Below are 17313 nucleotides of genomic sequence, written 5' to 3'. Positions count from 1 at the left end.
ATTTTATATTAGGCTTTATAGTTAATTTTAAAAGATTATAAAACGATCCGTAGAAGAACAAAGTACTTACTCGTTTCTATCCAGGAGTTTTATTGAACAACGATGAGTGGTAAGATTACTAATAATAATTATAAGAAGGAGCCTTAACTTGTCACTAATTTTAAAACAGCCGTATGTAAAAGTATTTAGAGAAATTAATGGTATAGAACAAAAGTATATTGAAAATGTGTATTATTTGTATTTATACGAAACAAAAATTGTTTCTCCATACAAAACTTATAAACTAAAAGATGTGTTTGATGTCTCGTATAGGAAGACGTCTAGTAATAAATATGGAACCCTTTACTTACATACCAATGAAGGAGTTTTTCCATTTCAGGTTCACTCAAGCCCTGAATTATTTATTCAGTCGGTAAAACAATTACAACAATATTAAAACCAATTATTATTACCTGGTAATAAAAAAAACATTGAAACTCTTATGTTGTCTTGGTATTATTAATTTGTACTATTAACATAGTGCTAAAGATAGGAAGTTAAGAGGGAGACGATATTATGAACGATCTTAAGACGTTTGGATGGTACGCAGCAAGAATTTCTCCAGAATTACCAAAGGAGGCATTTAAGCCAGTTCCAACAAGGTTATTTGGAGGAATAGCATATTTAATCACTGTCATTACTGGAATGTTATTGATTAGTCAAATTCAATTACCGATAATTGTCAATTTATTTATTTCAATAATCATTGGGTTTAGTTTTTCGGCAATGGGTTTTTTAGGACATGAAATTCTTCATGGTACAGTAATTAGAAATCCGAGAATTAGAAATTTGTTAGGTGCAATTTTTTTCTGGCCACTATGTACTGGTCCACGTTTATGGAGAAAATGGCATAACATGGAGCACCATGTTCACACTCAAGATGAAACTAAGGACCCAGACGCTTGGCCAAGTGCAAATAAATTTTCAAAAAATTGGATTGTCCGGTTAGTTTATAAATTACCTTTACAAGTTCGTTCTATATTTGGCTTTTTATATTTAGCGATATCGTTTTCGATACACTCAATAAATATGTTCTTTCTATATTTTAAAGAGTTCAATATGAAAAATCGTTCAGCCGTTTTCATCCAACTTGTGTTACCATGGATGTTTTGGATAGGGTTACTTTTTATAATTGGACCTGTAGCTTGGTTTTTTGCTTATTTATTACCGTTATTCATTGCTAATTCTATTGTAATGGGGTATATCTCAACTAATCATCGCTTAAACCCCTTAGTAGATGTTAACGATCCATTGGCTAATTGTCTAACAGTGACTGTTCCTAAGTGGGTAGATGTGTTGCACTTTAATTTCTCTTACCACACTGAACATCATCTCTTTCCAGCAATGAATCCTAAATATTATCCTTTAGTAAAAGATCTTATTTTACAAAAGTGGCCTGAGCGCTATCATCAGATGCCGTTTGCAAGAGCTTTATTGACCCTATATAAAACGCCAAGAGTTTATCATGAGAAGAATGAACTCTTGGACCCACATGATAAAAAAGTTTATAGTACTTTAGGAAATGGATTAAATGTAAAGGAAATTCAATACCGTAAGTTATAATTTTATTACCCACATTAGTAGAAAAAACGCTTCTAGTCGTAACTGACTCAAGGAGCGTTTTTTTTACGTTTAATATTGAATATATTTGTAAGGGAATCTTCAAAGTGACATTTTGTGTCTAATTTGTTTTATTTTCATTTTTTTTGTGGAAATTAACCCATATTATAGAAAAATATATTATACTAAAAATATTAGAAGGTATGAGTAAATTGACGCTAATTATAATCTATATCATTTGATATTAATTATAATCTGCGTTAAGATAACATATATCATTAAAAAATAAGGAGTGTTTTTCGAAAAATGGCAAATGAAAAACTAGTTAATTCACTTAATTCTCAATTAGCAAACTGGAATGTATTATTTACAAAGCTTCACAATTATCATTGGTATGTAACTGGACCAGAATTCTTTACACTACATGCAAAATTTGAAGAATACTATACTGAAGCTGCTACTTATATTGATTCAATTGCAGAGCGTATTTTAACAATTGAAGGTAAACCACTTGCGACTCTAAAAGAATACTTAGAAGCATCATCTATTGAAGAAGCTTCTAGTAATGAAGGGGCAAAAGAAATGGTTTCAGTTTTAGCTGCTGATTTTGAAAAAGTAATTGCAGAATCAAATGAAACTATTGAACTTGCTGAAGCTGCTGGTGATGAATCAACTGCTGATATGTTCATCGGTATTAAGACTTCTTTAGAGCAACATGTTTGGATGCTTAAAGCTTATTTAGGATAAAAATTAACTGGTACTCCTCAATGGGGTACCAGTTTTTAGTTAGGAAAATATTAAATTTTTATAAATGGAAAGCTGCCTAGGTTGAATATACATAATCTGGTCAATTTGGCCCATTACAAGAAGCTAAAGAAAGTACTTCATGTAATGGACGCAATTAGCTGTCTTTAGATGCGTATCTATTTTCATTTCCTTTTATCCGTTTACAATTTCTCCTCCATTTACATGAATAATTTGTCCAGATACATAAGAAGAATCATTAGAAGCTAAGTATACATAGGTTGGAGCAAGTTCAAAAGGTTGTCCTGCACGTTTCATTGGCGTGTTACTACCGAAATTTGCAACTTGGCTAGCAAGGAAGGAAGAGGGAATTAATGGAGTCCATATCGGTCCAGGTGCAACACCGTTTACCCGTATTCCAAGAGTAGCTAGTTGCATGGACAATGATCTTGTAAAAGTGACCATTGCACCTTTTGTTGAAGAATAATCAATTAATTGTTCATGACCGTGATAAGCCGTTACTGAAGTAGTATTAATAATGGAACTTCCTTGTTTTAAGTGAGACAAGGCAGCTTTAACAAAGTGAAAAACAGAAAAAATATTAACCCGAAAAGTTTTCTCTAGTTGTTCGGTAGTTATGTTTTTTATATTATTTTGAACTATCTGCCAAGCGGCATTATTAATAAGTATGTCAAGCTTACCAAAATGAGAAACTGTATCAGCGACTATCTTTTTGCATACTGCTTCTTCTTCAATATTCCCTGGAAGGAGTAAGCATTGTACACCTTTTGCTTCTACTAACTCTTTTGTTTCCTCTGCATCGACAGTTTCATCCAAATAGGCAATAGCAACATTAGCCCCCTCTTTAGCAAATGCGATAGCAACAGCCCGTCCAATTCCACTATCCCCTCCAGTGATTAATGCAACCTTTCCAGTTAGCTTTCCGCTGCCTTTATAGGATGGATCATCAAATATTGGGCGAGGCTTCATTTCTGTTTCTATTCCTGGTTGTTTCGTTTGATGTTGGGGTGGAAAAGCTGTGGGTAATTGAATTTCCATAAAAACCCTCCTTACAAAATAATTATTTCAAAATTAAAGTATGCAAACATACTTTAATTATCCAAATGTATTTTAGTCGGTCCACATTATGTAAATTCCTTGATTTTTTAAACACTAAATAAATAGTGTTTTGATATTTAAAACTATACATATGTTGTTTAATGACTTTATAATGAATGCAAGACAAATTAGGAGGCAACTAAATGAATTTTTTTAATGCATTAAAACAAAAACCAGAGGATGCTGGCTACCATATAAATGTAGATCAAAATTTTAAGAGCATAATAATGACAGACAATGATGATATTATTAAACAGTTGAAAATTATTGATTTAACATTAGAAGATTTAAAATTAATTAAAGGACTTCAGCCACTTTTAAATGAAAATAAAGGAGCGTTAGTAGATACATTCTATGAAACAATATTAAAAGCGGAAAACCTAAAGGAAATAATTGAAAAACATAGTTCCGTAAATCGTCTTCGCCAAACACTTGAAACACATATTTTTGAGATGTTTAATGGTGTGATTGATTACCATTATATTGAAAAAAGAATTAAAGTTGCAAAAATGCATATTCATATTGGTTTAGAACCAAAATGGTATATGGGTGCTTTTCAAAATCTTTTTAGTTCAATACAACAAGTCATCCAAAAAAATATTACAGATCCGTCTACTCAAGCTGACAGTGTTAATGTAATCAGTAAATTATTAAATTTTGAACAGCAATTAGTACTTGAAGCATATGAGAAGGAAAATCTGCTTCAAAGAGAAGTCGAATATGAAAAAGTCAAAAATGAACTAAAATATAGCATAACTGATATAAGTGAAGAACTAGCTGCTTTATCTGAGGAAACAAGTGCCTCAGTTGAGCAATTAATTTCAAGTACGATGGATTTAAGTAAGCGAGTGGTTAAGAGTTCCAATACTTCCCAAGAAACAAAAGAAGCTGCAATGAAAGGAAATAAAAGCATTATTGATTTAGAGATCAAAATGGCAACTATTAAAGAGAGTGCACTTCAAATGAGTAATGTTGTCGAGCAATTGATGCATTCTTCTGAGCAAATTCAACAGGTAGTGAATATTGTCCAAAATATCGCTGAACAAACAAACTTACTTGCTATAAATTCAGCTATTGAAGCTGCGAGAGCAGGAGAACATGGCAAGGGATTTGCGGTTGTTGCAAATGAGGTTCGTAAGCTATCAGAGCAGACAAAAAATTCGGTGCAAAATATTAAAACGTTAATTAAAGAATCTTCTCAATTTATGAACGATGTTTTTAAGTCCTTAAATGAAGTTGAAGGTTTTATTGGGGAAGGTGAGAAAGAAACAATAAATACAAAACAAAACTTTAATGAAATTGTATCCTCATTAGAGGTAAGTATGGAGGAAGTAAAAAAAGTGGAAGGTGGCTTTAAAGACTTAGTTCTTGTTATTGAAGAGATAGGAAAAGCGACATCTTCTGTTGCTGAATCGGCAGAAAACCTGAATGAAACAGCAAAAAATGTATAATAATAAATCTCATGATTCATCATTATTGCCACTAAAATATTATTTCTAGCTAAGTTGAACCGTTCGTAATTAGATATAGATTTATCCCATTCTTTAGGGGCAACTGACAACTGATTGTTGTCAAATATTACTAAATTATTAGGTGCATAGATTAGACGAAATGAAACAAAATAGTAGTACAAGAGGAGGTGATTATCTTGGCAAACAACAATAGTTCAAATCAATTATTAGTGCCTGGCGTACAACAAGCTTTAGATCAAATGAAGTATGAAATTGCTTCTGAATTTGGAGTACAATTAGGTCCAGATGCTACTGCTCGTGCAAATGGTTCAGTTGGTGGAGAAATCACAAAGCGTCTTGTTCAAATGGCTGAGCAACAGCTTGGTGGATCACGTTAACAAAAAGTAAATATCATGGCTTTTAGGGGGTGGAATATTCCATCCCCTCTTGTAATAATTATACCTAAAAGGAAGTAATATTCGATGGCTATGTGTCCTATATGTAATGGATTAACCTCGGTCGAAATACAATGTGAACAATGTCATAGTGAGATGAGCGATAAAGGGAGACTGTTAGATTATTTTGACGACTATAGTGCATACTTAGATATTGATGGAATGAAGTTATTTGATGGAATTACCGATGATCAAAAAAATAATCAGTGTCCTCATGTTTTTTATTGTTATCAATGTCATATGGAAAATACGATTTTAATTGATGAAATATAAAGAAGCTGACCAAGGCCAGCTTCTTTATTCCAAGGTAAGAAAGTATAAAATTTCTAACTTAGAAACTGTCTAGCTCCAGGCGCCATCGGCTCGACCACTTCAGCCCTACTCTTTCGGTCAAAAACCGACCGCTAGAGTAGGCCTTCCAGTGTTTGTCGCCGATAGGTGGGCGCCTTGCGCTTTTCTTATTAACGAATACGTAATTCAGTTTTTGGATCAAAGAAATGAACTTTATTCATATCAAATGCAAGATCAATACTTTGACCATTCTTAATATCAGTACGAGAGTCTACACGAGCGATGAAGTCTTGTTCACTAACTTTTGAATATAAGAAAGTTTCAGCACCCATTAACTCAGCAACTTCAATTTTTGCAGAAATTTTTGTTTCAGGTGAAGATTCAATAAATACTGGCTCATCATGAATATCTTCAGGACGAATACCTAATAGAATTTCTTGGCCTTTATATGACTCTAACATTTTTAATTTTCCTTCAGGTACTTTTACTTTTAAGCTACCAATGTGGAAGTACCCATCTTCAAGTTTACCATTTATGAAGTTCATAGCTGGTGATCCGATAAATCCACCTACGAATACGTTTTCTGGTAAGTCATAAACTTCTTTTGGAGCCCCTACTTGTTGAATAACTCCATCTTTCATGATAACAATACGGCTTGCCATTGTCATTGCTTCTGTTTGGTCATGCGTTACATAGATTGTTGTTGATTGTAAGCGTTGGTGAAGTTTTGTAATTTCAGCACGCATTTGTACACGTAATTTTGCATCAAGGTTTGATAACGGCTCATCCATTAAGAACACTTGAGGATCACGTACGATTGCACGTCCTAAAGCAACACGCTGACGCTGACCACCAGACATAGCTTTAGGTTTACGATCTAACATTTCTGTTAAACCAAGAATTTTTGCAGCTTCTTTAACACGACGGTCAATTTCTTCCTTTTTAAATTTGCGTAGTTTAAGACCAAACGCCATGTTATCATATACATTCATGTGTGGGTAAAGTGCATAGTTTTGGAATACCATTGCGATATCGCGATCTTTAGGCGCAACATCGTTTACAAGACGATCTCCAATGTAAAGTTCTCCTTTAGAAATATCTTCAAGACCAGCGATCATACGTAGAGTAGTAGATTTACCACAACCAGATGGACCAACGAAAACGATAAACTCTTTATCTTTAATTTCTAAGTTAAAATCAGTAACTGCTGTTACGTCACCTTCATAAATTTTATAAATATGTTTTAACGAAATATCTGCCATTTATAACGCCTCCAATATTGTGATTAATTTATGTCCTAATTGTAGCCTTTGAAAGCGTTTTAGTAAATTGTAAGCGTGCACAAAGATAGATTGTTTCGTTTGTGCACAATGCAAGAAAGCTTGGCCAATTCTTTGCTAAATTAAAGCTTCCTATTTGTTTCTTCTAATGTTAATAGCATATACATTGCGGCAGCTTGTTGAAATTGCCTAATATCTATCCCGGTTTTTTCAATAAATTTATCAATTCTATATTGGAGACTATTTCGATGCATATATAATTTTTTGGCAGCTAAAGTCGTATTTAAATTACATTCAAAAAATATTTTTATTGTTCTTAGCAATTCTTTATCTTCTTGAAAAGAGTGAATTGTTTGTAACAGCACTTTCCTTGTCATACCACTAATTTCATTCGTTAAAATAAAGGGAATGAGCTGTTCTTTTTGAATAACATTAAGATTTGGTAAAATACGCCTTGCAAGAGAGAACGTGCTTATTTCCCATGTATATATTTCTTTAGCTTCTTTTAACTCACAAAATCTAGTGCCTTGAAATATTGACAGTTTAACATAAAAGTCTGACATGATTGCTTCAGCTATACTACTATCACAATAATCTTCCGTTTTTTTGTCTGTTATATATTCGACGATAAAACCTTTACTATTGTTATTCCAAACAAGTGTAACATTTTCTGGGAAGTAATTTTTTAGAGCATCCTCAAACTCTAGTTCATCTTGGAGTGTCCCATTAATGTGAAAATGTATAAAGCGAAATTCATCTGATTGTACAGGTAGTTTACCAATTACTTGGTTTTCTTCTACTAGAGTTTTCCAGAATCGCTGATCGGTGTTGTTTAAGTGCTTTACAGATTTCAAGAATACGTTTAGTAATTGAACTTGTTCTTTTGTTAGTAAATTTGCATTTAATGTTAATATTTCTTTGTTAGGAAATTCATATTGTAGGATCTTGAGATTATCGTTTAGTAGTGCTTCTTTTTCTTCTAAAATCGCGTCTTTTAAAATTAATTTTAAATGTTCTATCATAACTTAATCCCTTCAAATCGAAAGTAATATCCAACTTTTAATGAACTGCTAAATCATGCTTAAAACTATGAAAAATCAAAAAAATTAGGTGAAAATGTTGTCCAAAAAGTTCGGATAGCAAAACCTTCAATCAGTGGGAGATACAACTTCCCCCAATTAATTGAAAGTTAAACTTATTGAAAGGGTATCAAACTCGTAATAGTAAGACAATATTTTTGTGGAAATTCATGTTTCTAAAATAACTACTTTTTCCCACTCTTAAGGGGCAGTATGGCCCCCTAATGATTGAAGTTCAGCTTTATACTTCCTTTGGTTCTTCTTCTTCTTCTTTGAAGTCTTGAGCTTCCTCTATTTGTGGATGATCGTATTTGCCTGTTACAGTTCCACCAGCCAAACCTTCATTTGTCATTCTATCGACATCTAAAAATACGTTTTCTCTACCTTCGTAATTTGAATCTTTCTTTTTCATTTTATTTACCCTCCTTTATACGAATATACATATATCTCACCTTTGGGGTACTTAGCAACACCTCTTGAAACTCAAGAAATTAGTTAGTTGATAAAAAGAGGGGAGCATCCTTTTAAGGTTTGATCAGTTAAGTTTTATCCCACTCTGAAGGTGCAGTAAGACCCCAACCTCAAAACTTAAGAAAATCGAGAAGTTTAGTTGGGATGAAAGAAAATCCCCACTGATTGAAGTTCAGCTTTATTGTGTGTAAAACTTTAATGAATTATGATAAGGGCATATGCAAGAAGAGCTGTAAATGGTTTTTGTATAACCATTCACAGCTCAAATCCAGAGTCATTATAGAAACATTTGATTAACGTATTTAATGCTTTCATTTCAATGTCTGGCTCATCAAATTTCATTGGCTTTGCATTTACCTCAAAAATCCAATGTTGATTATTAGTGTCTATTCCTAAGTCAATGGAAAATTCACATAAGTAGCCGTATGAGCGTTCAAGTTGATGTGCAGTTGCAATGGCAATTTTGCTAATTAGGTCAGTATTTATTTCTTGATTTACCTCTACTAAAGGAATGATTCTTCCGCCTTGGGGAACATGAGTAGTGACTCCACCCTTTTTCGCGCAACGGACTCCAATACCACTCATAAACCATTTGTCCTTTACTCTTTGAACGAGAATACGAAAATCGTATGGGTTACCTTCGTATTCTTTCAAGTGAACTTTTCTTTGTATGATTGCTTTTCGTTTTCGTAAATTCTCACTTACTTTTGCAAATGCATCATCAAAGTTTTTAAAGGATTTACACCATTTATTTGTCTTTATTATATATTTATCTTCAATTTTAGAAATAACGGAAATACCATTTCCTTGATTGCTAAGGACGGGTTTGATAAACAAGGATTGATGGTCTTCTAGCCAAGATTTAAGTTGCTTCCTATCGGTAAAAATGTCTGTTTCAGGTAAATGATATTTAATTACATTATTTTCGATTAGGTGTTTGTATGTTTCCCATTTTTCAAAAAAGTGCGGATTATAAATTGGTATCCTATTTTTGTTAGCAATTTCTTGAACTTTTCGCATCTCACTACTTTTTTCTTCATGGTAAGTTGCAATTCGGTTATAGAAAATATCAGGGAGAGGGAAGAGCCCTTTTTGCCACTTCCCTTCATGAACAAAATAACCTTCAACTGATACTTCATCTATTCGCTCAGGTGTCATTACAAAGGAAATACCTCCATGTTTTTGTAGCTGATCTTGAATTTTTATGAAGGTAGAACGATTACCATAGAACTCCTTCCCATTCGCTCTACTCGCTAATATACCGATAAGAGGGCCAACCTTGTTGTTAATTGTTTTTACATGAAAACAACTACCACTAGGTTTATTTTCATAGTTTAATGGAAGGAGATTTTTTCCGAAATTTAAAGGCTTTTTAACTAGACTTTGCCATTCCTGTTTTTTATTATCGTAAAAAATGTTCATTGGCATTCACAAGCTCAGGCTGTTTTTCTATCGACTTTTTAAATAAGTAAACAGCATAATGCAAAGGTAGTTTTCTTGAATACAAATCGTCACTTTTTAATTTAGGGTGGGAAAAAATAGTTCTTCCAGGCTTAGAGTTTGCCTCAAACATCCAAACGTGTTCATTTTGGTCAACACCAATATCAAAACCGATCTCTCCTATAAATCCCGACATTTTTTTATCAATTTTTTCACTGAGTAAAAGCGCTGTGGCATGTAATTTTTTATTAAGGGCAGAGTTAATCCCTATATCATGAAGAATTTCATTTACTGTCTTTATTTCACCGCCGCTTTTTACGTGGGTAGTTACACTACCTGATCCGGCAATTTTTGCTGCGACGGCACTAACACACCATTCACCATACCCATTTTTATTTGTGTGAATACGAAAATCGATCGGATTATTGTTCCATTTTAATAAGTTAATCCCTTGTTGGGCAATCATCTCATTAAGTCCATAAGGAAACTGTTGACGAATTAATCTTTTTAACGAAGAATATCTCCTTAAGCGATTTTCTTCATTACTTCGAAAACGACAATAAACGAGTGGTTCATCTTTTTTTTGAATTAATTGTTGAATCCCAAGTCCGAGACTTCCATTTGCGGGCTTTATATACACTTGTTTGTACTTTTCTAGCAGCTTTTGGACATCTGAGCTCGTAGGTTGGAAATAGGTCTCGGGTAAATGTTTGCTTGCGGTCTCATCATCAATAAGTAATTGATGAATATCCCACTTGTTAAAAAAACCAGGGTTAAACCATGGAATGTCGTATTCTTTTTGTAATCGATCTTTTACTTGTTTTGATATTTCTAAGCTTTCAACCTTTCGATTAGGAAGTCTATCATAAACTACGCTAGGAAGTGGAACTCTTATTTGCTTCCAACCATCTTTTGTATAGAAATACCCTTTTACTGTTCCACTTTCCCAGTCAATTTGGTGGGCACCGAATACGAAATAAAAGGCTCCTACTTTTCTTTCAGCAGATAGGAGTTTGGCAAAAAATAATGAACGTTCTCCAATTGGACGTAAGTGGAACTGAGTAAAACCAGCAGTAAATATCCCAACAAGAGGACCGATATAAATAGTTTCATCTTTTTGAAATAAATGTATCATGCTTTCTTGTGGAATCATAAGTTCATCCCATAAATCACTTGAAAGTAAATATTCATTTTTTTTATCTGGATGAGGGGCAACTTCACATTGAACAGTTTTTGTCCCAAAGGAAATAGCTTTAGGAAATTGAACACGTTCTACATACTCTTTAAATAATTCTAATGGTACAAAAAATGTTTTTGAAATATTTTTGGCTTTCTTTAATGGTAAAGTAATTGGCTTCATTATTCCAACTCCCTTTCTATTGCATTAGTAAATAAATTGAGCCTATTATTTAAAAACAGCAAATTTACTGTTACTTTTAGCACGAACTACCAAGGAAAAAAGGTATTAAATTCTGAAGTAAGAAAACAGTCTAGCTCCAATCCTACGAGCCCAGGTACATCACGCCTCTTTGAAAGGTAAAAATCAGCTTCTGTCAAAGGCCTTCCAGTGCCTATCGCTCGTGACCAAGGCGCTTGCGCTTTTCTTGCAGTAAACTATATTTTATCGGAGCTTTTGCTAGAAAGGCTTTTTTATGTGGATATAGACTCATAACCACTTTTCTACCGGGTTTTGAATTTGCTTCTAGGAGCCAAAGTCTCCCATTCTTGTCAATACCAAAATCTAAGCCTAACTCAAATAGTTGGTATCCTTTTCTTTCTAGTATTCTAGGTATTCGTAGTAATAATTTGTGCAATGAGAGTTGGAATGCATGTTGATATTCATTAGTCAAGGAATTGTACCAGGATTCAAACGTAGCTACTTGCCCACCGCTTCCTAGATTTGATGTATAATCACCTAATTTTCCTTTACGAATTCCTCTACCAACCTCTTTCCAATCTCCATTCTCATCTTTTTGTAAAAAAACACGTAAATCAAATGGGCGTTGTTCGTGATCAGTTAAAGTTAATAATGGTTGTATTAAATATTGATATGATCTTATTTTAAAAACTAAATGTTGAAGTTGCTTTTTGGTTAAAGGTTTGTAAAATGGCTTACCTTCTCTTTTGGCGAGTAAGGTAAAACCATCTTGATTATTTGATAAAATAAAAATGCCTTTTCCTTGAGAACCACTTGAGGGTTTTAGTAAAATCGAAGTTTGATTAGCTAGAAAAGTTAATATTTGATTTGAACTTTCTAACACCGCAGTTTTAGGTAAATGAGCCTTGATAATTTCATCGTCTAATAGTGCATTATATATAATCCATTTGTTTGGGAGCCCGTGTCCAAGAAAGTGGATATCGGACTGTGATTTAAGCCAGGAGACATAAGGGAAGTACTTCAGATAAGCGACTTTATTTTCATAAAAACACCGATCATAAATATAAGGTGGAATTGGGAAGGTGTCTTCTATCCAGCTGTTCGATATATGACAAAATTTTCTTCCTTTAGTTGTTTTAGTTAGCAGGTCGACATCATTCGGTAAAAATAAATAAATAGTTATATTATCTTTTTTCCCTTCGATTGCTATATCAGTAAAATAAGATTGCTCCTGATTATGTTTCGTTACTAAAATTCCAAGACTGTCCATGAAATTATCGCTCCTTTTTTCCCCTTCTGTTGTTTTGAATGGGAAAACCTGATAAAAAGGCTAGATAATTTATGATTGCTCTAGTTGAAGGTCGAATCCGCTCAGTTCCAATTTCTATTTCTGATTTAGATGGCTTTGAATTCACCTCGATTATCCAAAGCTTTCCTTCAGTATCTAATGCAATGTCAATTCCAAGCTCGCCAAAGAGTCCTTCATAACTTTCACTAATTAAATATGCTACTTCAATAGCAAGTTCGCTCATTAGTTTTACATATTGTTGTGCTAGCTTTTCATCAAATAAATCTGTTAATACATCGAGTGGACGTTTCTGTTCACCGCCTTGTGCAAGGTTTGAAACCATTTTTTCTTTCGGGGAAATCCTTGCAACGGAAGATATGACTTTCCATTCGTTTTCGCCTCCTTTTACACATAAGACGCGAAAATCAAGTGGACGGCCTTGAATATGAATAAGATCAATACCTTGTTGCACGATAAAAGTTTTCTTTTTTAGACGTTCTTTTAATCGCTGATAAAGAATGTAGCTAGATTGAAATTTAGTTGAAATTTCCTGTGTGAACGACGAGTAGTAAACGCTATATTCATGATCATTATTCTCAATCTTTAAGATTTGTCTTCCTTGACTACCGTTTACAGGTTTAACGAAAATACAATTGTAAATGGTGAGTTTTTCTGCAAATGTATCGTAATCTCCAAATAAAGTTGTATCAGGTAAATATGGTTGCACTTCAGGGAAACTAGATAAGGCTTGATTTATTTCCCATTTATTTAAAAAACTATGATTGAAATAATTAATTCCATTTTCTCGTAAGTGTGATGAAAATTCTTGATATACTTTAGATGCCTCGAAACCACGTGATCCGATCCGGTTATAGACAGCATCGGGATAAGGTAATAAATACTCTTGCCATTTGTCTTGTTCAAATGTATAACCAAAAAAACTTCCATCCCAATTGATCAAAGGTTTAATATAAAAAAATATATGATGGTTCTTTGCAAAACGAGCCATTTCCTCAAAAAATGTTGTTATAGTGCCAAATTGGGTTTGTTCATGATACATCTGATTAGTAATACAAGTAAGAATTGGTCCTAATTTAAGTGTATTCTCGTTGGAATTATATAGACAATGTATTGGTAATATTTCAAAGGGTATCGATAATTTTTCCTTTAGGGCAAAAGTGATTACTATTGTTGGTGTTTTAAGTGACGGAGTTTCATTAACATAAACTTTCTCGAGGTGATTTCCAAACTTAATAGAGACTTGCTCTCCATCGCGTATAGCCCACTTTTTACAAAGAGATTGGGAAATTTTTATTTGATCACTCTTTTGTAGTGAACCATTTTCTGTAGCTTGAACAATTATTTTTCTATTGAACATATTTGACCACTCATTTATAAAAAGTTATATTACGTAGAATGGACTGTTTATCTGGATTTTTCAAAAAGCATTTCTCATTCTACATAAGAGGAGATAGGCATTTGTTGATACCGTATTCTATGTTAGGTTATGGGTAAGTGTGAAGAAAGTTAATAATTTATTGAGGAGTTGAAGATATATATGTACGTTTTATTCATCATGGTTGCAGTCGGAGCTTTAATAGGTGGAATTACCAATTCGATAGCAATTAAAATGTTGTTTCGACCTTATCGAGCGATATATGTTGGAAGAATTCGATTGCCATTTACACCTGGATTAATTCCTAAACGGCGCGAGGAGCTAGCAAAGCAGCTTGGGAAACTTGTTGTCAACCATCTACTTACAGTTGAAGGGTTAAAAAAGAAATTAGAAAGTTCTATATTTATTTCTGAAATGACCGATTGGCTCAATAGGGAAATAAAGGGCCTTTTAAGAAGTGAAGAAAATATTTCATCCATATTGGAAAAATGGTTTGGGGTTTCGGGTGGAAAGCAAATCATTGAGCTTCAGTTAGAAAACTGGCTTACTTCAAGGAGTGACGAACTTTTAGAAGAACTAAGACCGCAGTATATAAAGGACATTATACCGGAAGCATTGGATGAAAAAATTGAGCTGTATATTCCTAAACTAACAACGATTTTTGTAGAAAAAGGAAAAGATTATTTTAACAGTGACGAAGGTGTTGAAAGATTAAGTCATATGGTTGATCGATTTTTAATCGGAAAGGGTACACTTGGAAGCATGTTATCGATGTTTATTAGTCGTGATCAATTAGTATTAAAGCTTCAACCGGAAATGGTGAAAATGTTAACTGATAAAGGGACACATGAAATGATTGAAGATTTTATAAGAAAAGAATGGACAACCCTTAAGGAATTTAAAATAGAAGAAATAGAAAAACACATTAATTTAACCGGGTTAGTAGTTTGGACTAAAGAGAAAATAAAAGAAAATATACCTACCTATTTTTTAGAAATGCCATTATATAAATGGATGAACAAATACGATATTGTAATTTATCAAATCATTCCTTATTTAGTTCAAAATGGACAAACTGCTATTTCGAGGGAACTTGCTACCTTTTTAACGAAACTGAAATTGGAAGATGTAGTAAAAAATGAGGTTGAGCAATTTCCAGTTATGCGACTTGAAGAAATGATTCTCTCAATATCGAAGAGAGAATTTAAGCTAATTACTTATTTAGGGGCTTTATTAGGTGGTTTTATTGGTTTATTACAAGGGATTTTCCTTGTTTTCTTACAATAAATTTCCTTTAAAGGATGAATTAAATGAAGAAAAATGTTATAGTCGTGTGGGAGCATTAATAAAAAGCGTATTACTTCATACATAGAATAAAGTAGTAAGCTAAAATTTAGGAGGTTTTGTTCAATGTCTAACCCTTATGAAAAGGCTCATGAGCTTAGTAGTGTACTAAAAGAGAGTAGTGAGTTTAAACTACTAGAAGAACTTCACGCGAAGGTAAAGGCAGATTCACAAGCAAAACAAATGCTTGATAATTTTCGTGCTATTCAAATCGAGCTTCAACAAAAGCAAATGCAAGGTATGGAATTAACTGACGAAGAAATTCAAAAAGCACAAAGTGTTTTTGAACTTGTTCAACAGCAAGAGTTAATCTCACAGCTTATGCAAGCAGAACAACGTATGAGCCAATTAATTGGAGATTTAAACAGAATTATCGCAGAACCACTTGAAAAGCTATACGGAGAAGGCGAATAATAAAAAAGATGACACTCTACTTATAAAGTAGGGAGTCATCTTTTTTTAAAAGGTAAGAAAGATAATTTCTAACTTGGAAATTTGACTAGTACTGATTTTTCTTAGTGAGTAAGGAATTATATCTAAAGAAATTAAGTTTGCTAATGATAATATCAACATGGCTTTCAATGTTCTATAATCCCAAAATCTATCATAGGCTTTTACCAAACAGTAAATGTTATGAAAAGGGGGATTAAAGTGGCTTATCGTTTATTAGCATTAGATGTAGATGGTACTCTGTTGCGTTCGAATCACAGGCTAGCAAAACAAACAAAAGATGCAATTGAATTTGTTAAAAAGAAAGGTGTATATGTAACTTTGGCAACAGGGCGAGCTTTTCCGTCAGCACAAAAAGTAGCAAATGCATTAAAACTTGATACTGACTTAATTACCCATGATGGGGCATTTATTTCTTCATCGTTTGAAACCCCGACATTTGAGAGAAGATTGAATAATGAAAAAGCCTATCACATAGTTGAATTATTGGAAAAATATCGCTGTCACATTCGTGTCATGCATGAAAAGTATGCAATTGGTAATAAAGTTCGTCAAAAAAACTATTTAATTGCAAAGATGACGATTGGCATCGGTGATCCTTTATTTTATCCAGTTACTTTTGTTGACTCGGTAAGCAATTATTTATTAAATGAGCCTGTAATGCCACCAAAAATTCATGCGTATTTCTTTAATGAGAGAGACCGAATAAAGGCTAAGGAACAACTAATAAAGGAAATACCAGGTATCCAATTAACGGCATCGTCCGAAGGTGCTTTAGAAATCTTGTCGCAAGGTATTTCTAAAGCTAGGGGATTACAAATATTAGGACAAAAATTAGGGATTAGTCTAAATGAAATGGTCGCTATTGGCTCTTCAGAAAATGATATTGAGATGATAACTCAAGTCGGTTTAGGTGTCGCGATGGGAAATGCACCAAAGATCATTCGTGATCAGGCTGATTGGGTAACGCGTTCAAACGATCAGCATGGAGTTGCTTACATGGTAAGAGAAGTATTCCGTAAACAGTTAAATATGCAATTTTAAGCACAAATAAAAAGAGGGAGGACTAAACATTAGTCTTTTCCTTTCTTTTTTTTTGTTATAAATGATAAAATCTTTAAGTTAGAATCACCCTCCCAAAATGGAAAAACATATGTAGCCTAGAGCCCAGCTTCTGAATATCCTATCTAGGAAGTAGGAGGTAGGCATGTATCATAAACAAATCCATGATTTATCCCACTTTTAAGGGGCAAGTAAGACCCCCACCTCAAAACGTAAGAAAATCGAGAGGTTTAGGTGGGGGATTAACTGCCCCTAAAGGTCCGATATAGAATAACTTTCATCGGCGAAAGCTGATGATTAGTTATTCTTATGCCCGTGGTATATGTTGAACTAACATTCAGTGGGGGGAAAGGAAAACTCTCACTGAATGTTAGTTCAGCTTTATGTAAGAGTTGTATCCACCGTTAGAAAAGAATCGTATAAAAACAGCTTATAAGAACAAATGTTTTGTCTATAATGTTATAAT

17 protein-coding genes are annotated in these 17313 nt (G+C 33.4%); 9 read left to right on the top strand and 8 right to left on the bottom strand.

Annotated features, from left to right (window positions below):
- The first annotated feature begins 148 nt into the window (after positions 1-148).
- The 3 genes from BKP45_RS01030 to BKP45_RS01020 all read left to right on the top strand — a co-directional run bounded on the left by BKP45_RS01030 (position 149) and on the right by BKP45_RS01020 (position 2346).
- Entirely contained in the window at positions 149-436 is a 288-nt protein-coding gene (locus BKP45_RS01030; protein ID WP_071310355.1) for a hypothetical protein, read from the top strand.
- 119 nt (positions 437-555) lie between these two features.
- The gene (locus BKP45_RS01025) at positions 556-1602 is read left to right on the top strand and encodes a fatty acid desaturase family protein (RefSeq protein ID WP_071388009.1); all 1047 of its coding nucleotides are present in this window, start codon (positions 556-558) and stop codon (positions 1600-1602) included.
- Between the two features lie 303 nt (positions 1603-1905).
- A complete protein-coding gene (locus tag BKP45_RS01020; RefSeq protein ID WP_071310353.1) occupies positions 1906-2346 on the top strand; it encodes a Dps family protein in 441 nt (146 codons plus the stop codon).
- Positions 2347-2538: 192 nt separating this feature from the next.
- On the opposite strand, the gene BKP45_RS01015 is transcribed toward BKP45_RS01020, so the two are convergent.
- Positions 2539-3402 carry an SDR family oxidoreductase gene (locus BKP45_RS01015; RefSeq protein WP_071388008.1) on the bottom strand — a complete coding sequence of 288 codons (864 nt, stop codon included), beginning with the start codon at positions 3400-3402 and terminating at the stop codon, positions 2539-2541.
- Positions 3403-3605: 203 nt separating this feature from the next.
- Here BKP45_RS01015 and BKP45_RS01010 point away from each other — a divergent pair, with 203 nt between their 5' ends.
- From BKP45_RS01010 to BKP45_RS01000, 3 genes are all read left to right on the top strand, one after another.
- Positions 3606-4913 (top strand): globin-coupled sensor protein, encoded by a 1308-nt coding sequence (locus BKP45_RS01010; RefSeq protein WP_071388007.1) that lies wholly within the window; start codon positions 3606-3608, stop codon positions 4911-4913.
- Between the two features lie 197 nt (positions 4914-5110).
- Positions 5111-5311: an alpha/beta-type small acid-soluble spore protein gene (locus tag BKP45_RS01005; protein WP_071310581.1), complete on the top strand. Its 201-nt coding sequence runs from the start codon at positions 5111-5113 to the stop codon at positions 5309-5311.
- A gap of 84 nt (positions 5312-5395) precedes the next feature.
- Entirely contained in the window at positions 5396-5641 is a 246-nt protein-coding gene (locus tag BKP45_RS01000) for a hypothetical protein (RefSeq protein ID WP_071388006.1), read from the top strand.
- Between the two features lie 188 nt (positions 5642-5829).
- Here BKP45_RS01000 and BKP45_RS00995 read toward each other — a convergent pair whose 3' ends face one another.
- From BKP45_RS00995 to BKP45_RS00970, 7 genes are all read right to left on the bottom strand, one after another.
- Positions 5830-6921, bottom strand: a complete 1092-nt coding sequence (locus tag BKP45_RS00995) for an ABC transporter ATP-binding protein (RefSeq protein ID WP_071388005.1) — start codon at positions 6919-6921, stop codon at positions 5830-5832.
- 140 nt (positions 6922-7061) lie between these two features.
- Positions 7062-7961, bottom strand: a complete 900-nt coding sequence (locus BKP45_RS00990) for a PucR family transcriptional regulator (RefSeq protein WP_071388004.1) — start codon at positions 7959-7961, stop codon at positions 7062-7064.
- A 298-nt stretch (positions 7962-8259) separates the two neighbouring features.
- Entirely contained in the window at positions 8260-8430 is a 171-nt protein-coding gene (locus tag BKP45_RS22315) for a hypothetical protein (protein ID WP_169824039.1), read from the bottom strand.
- A gap of 314 nt (positions 8431-8744) precedes the next feature.
- Positions 8745-9917 (bottom strand): YheC/YheD family endospore coat-associated protein, encoded by a 1173-nt coding sequence (locus BKP45_RS00985; protein ID WP_084787502.1) that lies wholly within the window; start codon positions 9915-9917, stop codon positions 8745-8747.
- A complete protein-coding gene (locus BKP45_RS00980; protein ID WP_071388002.1) occupies positions 9892-11289 on the bottom strand; it encodes a YheC/YheD family endospore coat-associated protein in 1398 nt (465 codons plus the stop codon). Before BKP45_RS00980 ends, BKP45_RS00985 begins: the two co-directional genes overlap by 26 nt.
- A 211-nt stretch (positions 11290-11500) precedes the next feature.
- Complete coding sequence (locus BKP45_RS00975) at positions 11501-12577, bottom strand: YheC/YheD family endospore coat-associated protein (RefSeq protein WP_071388001.1); 1077 nt, start codon at positions 12575-12577, stop codon at positions 11501-11503.
- A gap of 4 nt (positions 12578-12581) precedes the next feature.
- Entirely contained in the window at positions 12582-13973 is a 1392-nt protein-coding gene (locus BKP45_RS00970) for a YheC/YheD family endospore coat-associated protein (RefSeq protein WP_071388000.1), read from the bottom strand.
- A gap of 180 nt (positions 13974-14153) precedes the next feature.
- On the opposite strand from BKP45_RS00970, the gene BKP45_RS00965 reads away from it, so the two are divergent.
- The 3 genes from BKP45_RS00965 to BKP45_RS00955 all read left to right on the top strand — a co-directional run bounded on the left by BKP45_RS00965 (position 14154) and on the right by BKP45_RS00955 (position 16829).
- Positions 14154-15278 carry a DUF445 domain-containing protein gene (locus BKP45_RS00965; protein ID WP_071387999.1) on the top strand — a complete coding sequence of 375 codons (1125 nt, stop codon included), beginning with the start codon at positions 14154-14156 and terminating at the stop codon, positions 15276-15278.
- A 123-nt stretch (positions 15279-15401) separates the two neighbouring features.
- Complete coding sequence (locus BKP45_RS00960; RefSeq protein WP_071387998.1) at positions 15402-15749, top strand: YlbF family regulator; 348 nt, start codon at positions 15402-15404, stop codon at positions 15747-15749.
- 237 nt (positions 15750-15986) lie between these two features.
- On the top strand, positions 15987-16829 hold the full coding sequence (locus BKP45_RS00955; RefSeq protein WP_071387997.1) for a Cof-type HAD-IIB family hydrolase: 843 nt from the start codon (positions 15987-15989) through the stop codon (positions 16827-16829).
- Positions 16830-17313: the final 484 nt, after the last annotated feature.

The sequence above is a fragment of the Anaerobacillus alkalidiazotrophicus genome, assembly GCF_001866055.1.
Note: the sequence above shows the minus strand (reverse complement) of the source record. Positions and strands in the feature narration are given on the sequence as shown.